3 protein-coding genes and 1 pseudogene are annotated in these 6000 nt (G+C 63.0%); all 4 read right to left on the reverse strand.

From position 1 onward, the window contains the following. Positions 1–130: 130 nt before the first annotated feature. Complete coding sequence (locus tag BRAO375_RS27320) at positions 131–2851, reverse strand: ATP-binding protein (protein WP_009030671.1); 2721 nt, start codon at positions 2849–2851, stop codon at positions 131–133. Positions 2852–2945: 94 nt separating this feature from the next. After that, positions 2946–4220, reverse strand: coding sequence for an AAA family ATPase (locus BRAO375_RS27325; RefSeq protein WP_009030672.1), 1275 nt, complete (start codon positions 4218–4220; stop codon positions 2946–2948). Between the two features lie 3 nt (positions 4221–4223). Beyond that, positions 4224–4694 (reverse strand): hypothetical protein, encoded by a 471-nt coding sequence (locus BRAO375_RS27330; RefSeq protein WP_009030673.1) that lies wholly within the window; start codon positions 4692–4694, stop codon positions 4224–4226. Positions 4695–5475: 781 nt separating this feature from the next. After that, positions 5476–5698 (reverse strand): annotated as a pseudogene (locus BRAO375_RS36615) (IS3 family transposase); the annotation flags it as partial. Positions 5699–6000 lie beyond the last annotated feature (302 nt).

The following is a 6000-nucleotide window of genomic DNA, read 5'->3' on the forward strand; positions in this document are numbered from 1 at the left end:
TTCCTGTGCGCGGGCTGGCTCCGGGGAAGCTTCGGCAAATCCAAGTATAAAAAGGTCTCCTTGTGCTCGCCAGAATTCTCCAGCCGCGACCGCGGCGCGGAGGGTTACGCCCGCCGCCAGGCGCCGCCATTCACAAGGCACTTCTCCACCAGGCCGATGCGTCCTGCTCTGCCAGGTACAGGCGGAAAAGCACCAACCCGCCATCGTGTGCTGCTAGGGCCGGGACCATATTGTCGAGCAGGCGAAACATCGTCGTTCGGTCTTCCTCCTTGGCGAGGGCACAGGCCTCCTTCCAGATCTGGACCGCCTCCGCGTCGCGACCGCGCTGATGGAGTATCATGGCCAGCCTGGAAAGGTTCACGATCCGCTCTGGGCCGTGCGCCGCCGGCTCAAGCATCGCGTGGACGTCATTGATTGGTCTGTGCGCCTCCAGGGCCTGGACGACCGCTGCGCCGAGCGTCTCGTCCAGATCGATGACATCGATTCCGCGCAAGATCTGCTCATAAGCGGGGGTTGACGGTCCTGGGTCCAAATCCCCGTCAGCCCATTCGGCTAGGATATCAGCATATTGGTCTTCGTCGAGCTCAGCCGCCCGGGCGCACGAGCGCAGCTTTTCGACAACTGCTAGTCGCGTCATAGCGCCGTTCGACAGCCATTCGGCGCCCATCGCCATCATCGCTTCGCGAATTACACCGCGCGAGTCGGACGACTGCCGAGCCAAGACGAACGCCATCTCCGGCGTCACCGTTCCGGCCAAGACGCGAGAGATCAGCCTCATGACTTCGTCTTGCCGGCCATAGAGGCTGACGAGCGCGGCCCACGTCTCGAAGGACAAGCTGCTGCGAACGCGCGGCGCTTGCGGGCTTGCCTCCGCCCAGGATTCGAGTGCGACCTCCGTCGCATCCCCCACGAGTCCTGTTCGCGCCAAGGTCAAAGCAATCTGCGCCAACACGACCGCCCGTATCCCGTTGGCGCCGATGTGTTCGCTAAAGGACTCGGCCTGCATGGCCTTTGCTGCGCCAAGCGCGGTCATGGCGACCCGCTGCGCCTGCTCGGCCGCCCCCCGCATGGACAGCTCATAGGCGATATGGCTGAGCGCGAGCGCTTGCGCGTTCACTGGCCCCAGCGCATTGGCCTCTTCGAGCGCGGCATCAATTAGGCCTAGTGCCTGCTCCCGATGGCCGCCCGTCAACGCTTCTTCGGCGAGGACCGCGCGCGAGGCTCCCGTATCATGACTCTGAGACACGGAGACGGCCCAGTCCAAGAAGCCCGCCCTGGCAAGCGCGGTGGCCGTAGTGTTCAGAGCTTGGTCGCGGAAACCGACATCTTGCAGACCTTCTGCCAAGTCGATAGCGATTCCCAGCCCGGACCGATCTCGCGCCGACGCGACAATCCGAACGGCGCTCTGTAGTCCGGCCGGACCATAGGTCGGGTCACAAAGCCCGCCGGGGATGCCCAGCATCTCGTGGGCGATTCCGAGGGCCTCCGCCTCCAGGCCGATGTCCCAGGCGAACACGGCTGCCTGCAGCAGGGTTTCGATGGGACCATAGATCGCATCGAAATCCTCTAGGTCGACGAGCCTTGCCGACTCGATGGCGCGCCCCGCCATCTCGACAGAGATCGGGATCTTGTCGGCGAGGACGGCAATTCGGCCGAGCGACACAAAGGCTTTCGAGCGTCGCTGCGGCTTGACGATGGACGCGGCGACATTGGTTGCACGGTCAAAGCGCTCGATGCGCGCGCAAGTCTCGGCGGCGCGGCACAGCGCCCAATCACGGCGTAGGGGGTCTTTTACCGCGTCGGCCGCCTCTATGGACCTGGCGACAAGAGTCTCGACGCGCGCCTTATCCCCTAGGCGATAGAGTGCTTCCGCACCGCGCGCCAGCACATCACCCTGGTCCTCGGCGTCGACGTCCGAGTCGATGGAGTGGAGGATCGCATCGACGCTGTCCACGTCGCCGACGGATCCGAACGCCACCAGCAATGCGCCAAGCAGCCTGGGCGCCGGTCTGGGGTCGGTCTTGGCCCTGGCGATGCGCAGGATCTCGCGGATCGGCTCTGGTCTTCCCAGTGGGACCAGGGCTTCGGCGATCGCGCAGAGAACCGTTGTCTCGGCGCTCGTCAGGTCGGGGTTGTCGCGCGTGAGTCTTCGAGCGAGTGCCAGCAGCTTGTCGAGCAACTCCGGACGTCGGGCCAGCGCTGCTGCTTGCGCGAGCTTGCAAAGGATATTCTCCATCCAGTGGCCCATCTCGCAGCGTGACAGGAGATCGAAACCGGCGGCGAGGATCTTTTCGGCCCGCAGCTTCAGAGCCAGATCGATCACGTTCGCCAAGCCGTCCGTGCGAGTCACGACCGACGGGATGTCTCCTGCTGCGGCGAGGGCCTTTTCGGCAGCGTCTAGAGCGGCACCGGCATCAGAGGCGCGCAAAGCGCACTCCGCGATGCGGCAGAAACTGACGGAACGTTGATAAGGATCTGAGGTTAGAGTCGCGAAAGCCTTGGCTTCGGTGGACCGTCCCGCCTCGGCGAGCAGCCGCACCAGGCTTGGTGACCATCCCGATGCACTGCGGACGCAAGTGCAGATGTAGGCCCCGCGCCAGACCTGTAGTAGCTGCTCCGACAGGCTCAGGTCGGGCCTGACCGACGCGCTTTGGATTGCGAGCGAGACATCCCGAAAAAAGGCGGTCTTGCCGTCGCCCTCTGCTATCTGGAGGTCTAGCCAGGACTTGCTGACCAAATGCTCCAGCTGCGTATAAAGGTCTGCCGCCTGCAGATGGTAGGCCAGGTGCGAAAGCGCATAGCGGCGCTCCTCGCTGATCGAGGTCGTTGTGGATCGAGTTTCGGCGTTCACGAGCGCACCCGTCAGGAGCGGGTGGCGACGCAAATCGTCGCGCCCAAGCGCTGGTCCCGTTCGCGACTGGCGCTGAAGCTGGGGCGAGGCGTCATCAATCGGGTCTCTCCGGAGGAAGCAGACCTGGGAGCCCCTCGATGGCCCTGAGGGCGATACGCCGATGGAAGGGCTTAAGGCCCATGCCCTCGACGGCCAGAAACTCCTGGAAGCTCAGATGGTACACGCGGAACCTTCGTTCATCGCCGATGTCTACCTCGTTGAGGAAGGGGCGCCAGCGGTCGATCACTTCGCGGATGCGCGACGGGGCCAGGCTGGTCAGGTCTTCGAGGTAGTCAACCGTCACCGGCTCACGTACCGTCGCCAGCAGCCGCAGCACGGGCTCGAAGACGCGTTCAAATCGCTCGGGCTCCATGCTGCGCATCCCTGCCCAATGCCGACGGTAATAGGCCTGAAGTCCGCGCGGCAGGTTGTGAATGTGCTCGATAGTCTCGGGGCCAAGCCGCCCGTCGCGGATATCGTTCAGGACATGCACCAGGTACATGAAGTTGCCCTGGCTGCGCTCCGTCAGCTCGTCGATGAAGCGCGCCCGTGTGACGCCCCATCCTGCCAGCCGCTCCCGCATGCGATCGGCATGGCTGTCAACGAAAGTCGAAATATAGAGGCTTATGTCCGCCAAGTTGGCGGGGTCATCATCGCGCAGATAGACATCTTCACGGCGATCAACGGCGAGGCGGAAATCCGCCTGCTCGCGCGAAGACACCACGAAGTAGACCCCGTTTGGCAAGGTGGGCGGCAGAAACAATTGGTTGGCCCCGCCGGGGGGGTCCTCGGCCTCGTCTAGGGCGTCCAGTACGATCACGATCGGCCCGTCGGCGACGGCGGCCGCCTCCTCAAGGAGCTGGCTGAGGAATGCACTGTCGTCCACCGCAGAGGCCGGGACCTCAGCAAAGGACAGCCGATAGCGCACGATTAGCTGGGCACAAATATTCTCGTGGAAAGCGCGGCTAGAACGGATGTTTTGCGGCGCGATGTTGAAGTGGTGCAGGTAGCCGTTCTTGCGAACAAGCGCGCACATCAGCGCGGTCTTGCCCACGCCAGGCTCGCCCCGGACCAAGATATAACCCGATGGGAAATCGGCGCCCCCGACGAGCCGCCGGATGGCGTCGAACGCGAACTCCCGTCCGACGAAGGCGCGCAATCGTTCCGCTATAAGGACGCCAAATTCCCGGATCCGCATCCGGTCACGGAGAGCGGGAGGTGATGCGAGAAAGAGTTGATAGAGGTCGCCGGCCACCTGGGTGACATCATGGACGTGCGAGCTGACAGCGTGCAGCGTTTGTTGCGATCCTGGCTCCCCCAAGAGTGTCATGACCTAATGCTTTACCTGGGTGCTGTTTTCGACGACGCTGTTGTCGAACGCCTGGATGGCTTGACGACCATCGCCTTGCAGCTGTTGCGCCGAGCCGCTGATGCGGCTGCCACCCCGCGCGATCATCTCCTGAACGCCGCGTTCGCCGCCGAGCGCCGCGACGAGCGTGTCACGCAAGGCCGGATCGTTGGCCAACCGTAACCCAAGGGTCTTTCGGAACATGTCGAGCGAATCCTCGTCGGCCGGGTCAGCCGCGAGTAGCTCGACGGCGCCTTTGAGCTTGGGATCGGTCCCGGACGCGTCGGTAAGTTGCGTCCAGACGCCTTGAGCCCGTTTCCAGGCCGCCTCTCCCCCTGCCTTGGAAATAGCCTCCACAACCCCCTTACCGGCGATCTCGACCGCTTTGGAAAGGTAAGGCAATAAGGGCGTGATCGTGGAGACCACAATTGATGTGAGGGCCGCTGCGTCGATCATGGTGGACTCCTCAGAATGCTACGCGAGCTCACGATAGGGCGCGTCATTCCGCTCTACTCGCGACCGCTGACCACCCGCACAGTGCGGCCTATACCTTGCCATCGTAGTCCGGCGTTCGGTCCGTTGGCTTGGTCGGGAGAGCGTTTCTCCACTTCGAGTATAACAGAGTTTCCGATGGGATTCGATATCCTGCGCCAGCCTCCAATGGGAGGCGTTCGATGGTCTCTTCTGTCGTTTCTTGCGTAGACCCGCATGCCTGGAGAGGGGCATATGCGCGTCTGGTAGCGGGCCACCCAAACAATCACGCGCTCTCTCGCCCCCGGGAGCCTTATCGCTGGCAACGTATGAACCACCCCGCCTGCTGGCGCAGACAGTTGATTCCGGCCCGCCGCAGGTCACACCAATGCGGACCGTCCCGTTTCTGCCCAACGATGTAGACGAACCTACGAATCCTGGAACAGCGCAAATGTCTGCTCTTTGCGCAGAAACGACGAGTCCAGCGTTGCCGAATGAGATCGCTTGCAAGTCGACGTCGCGCCAAGTCAGCCGCGCCGCACCTACGGCGACGACTGCCGGCTTGGTCAGCCACCCGGACCGTTTTCCACCAGAGAAGGAGTTAGCTTCCCGGGAGAGCCACATGTCCGAGCTGAGCAGCCCCGCTTACCGCCCAGGCTGGCGGCGGTGACCTTGCGCCCAAGTTATCCAGGTCTGAGTTTGTTCGGGCGGTTGGATGTGCCCATAGGGGCGGTGGTAGCGGCGGGAGCTGGCGCGAGATGTAGGTCACCAGCGTCAGGCACTCGCGGGTGCAGTCATCGACCAGGGTCAGGATGCGGAAGCGCCGGCCATCGGTCATCTGATCCGGACACGAAGTCGAGCGACCAGCGATCATTCGCGAGCAGCGGCACCGTCATCGGCCCGCCTGTGCCGAGGGCCCGCTTGCGGCCACCGATGCAGCGTACCGTGAGCCGTTCCTCCCGGTACAGCCGGAACAGCTTCTTGTGATTATGATTAATATCCTTCGCACACGCTTTAGTGCGCTATTCTACGATGAGTGCCACGAAGAGCGCTGGTTTTGCTGGCAAAAGCTACAAGCACGGCACTCACCACGACCGAACGGCACCGCTGAACGTAAGCTATGCCAATAGCTTGATGTTCAAACGGCGAGCCGCTTTTATCTTGCCCTAGAACGTCGCCCCGTAACCGTCCGGTCTCTGCACACCTTCCCCCTCGTGTGTTGTCGTTCCATTTCGAGTTCTCTGCTGCTGTGGAGACTCTCCGGTGGGATCCAAACATTTCGAGAACAAAG

It is taken from the genome of Bradyrhizobium sp. ORS 375 (assembly GCF_000239775.1).
In the GTDB taxonomy this organism is placed as follows: Bacteria; Pseudomonadota; Alphaproteobacteria; order Rhizobiales; family Xanthobacteraceae; genus Bradyrhizobium.

Bases quoted from the DNA above. Each gene is read 5' to 3' on its own strand.
- BRAO375_RS27330 (WP_009030673.1), bottom strand. From the start codon at position 4,694: ATGATCGACGCAGCGGCCCTCACATCAATTGTGGTCTCCACGATCACG.
- BRAO375_RS27325 (WP_009030672.1), bottom strand. From the start codon at position 4,220: ATGACACTCTTGGGGGAGCCAGGATCGCAACAAACGCTGCACGCTGTC.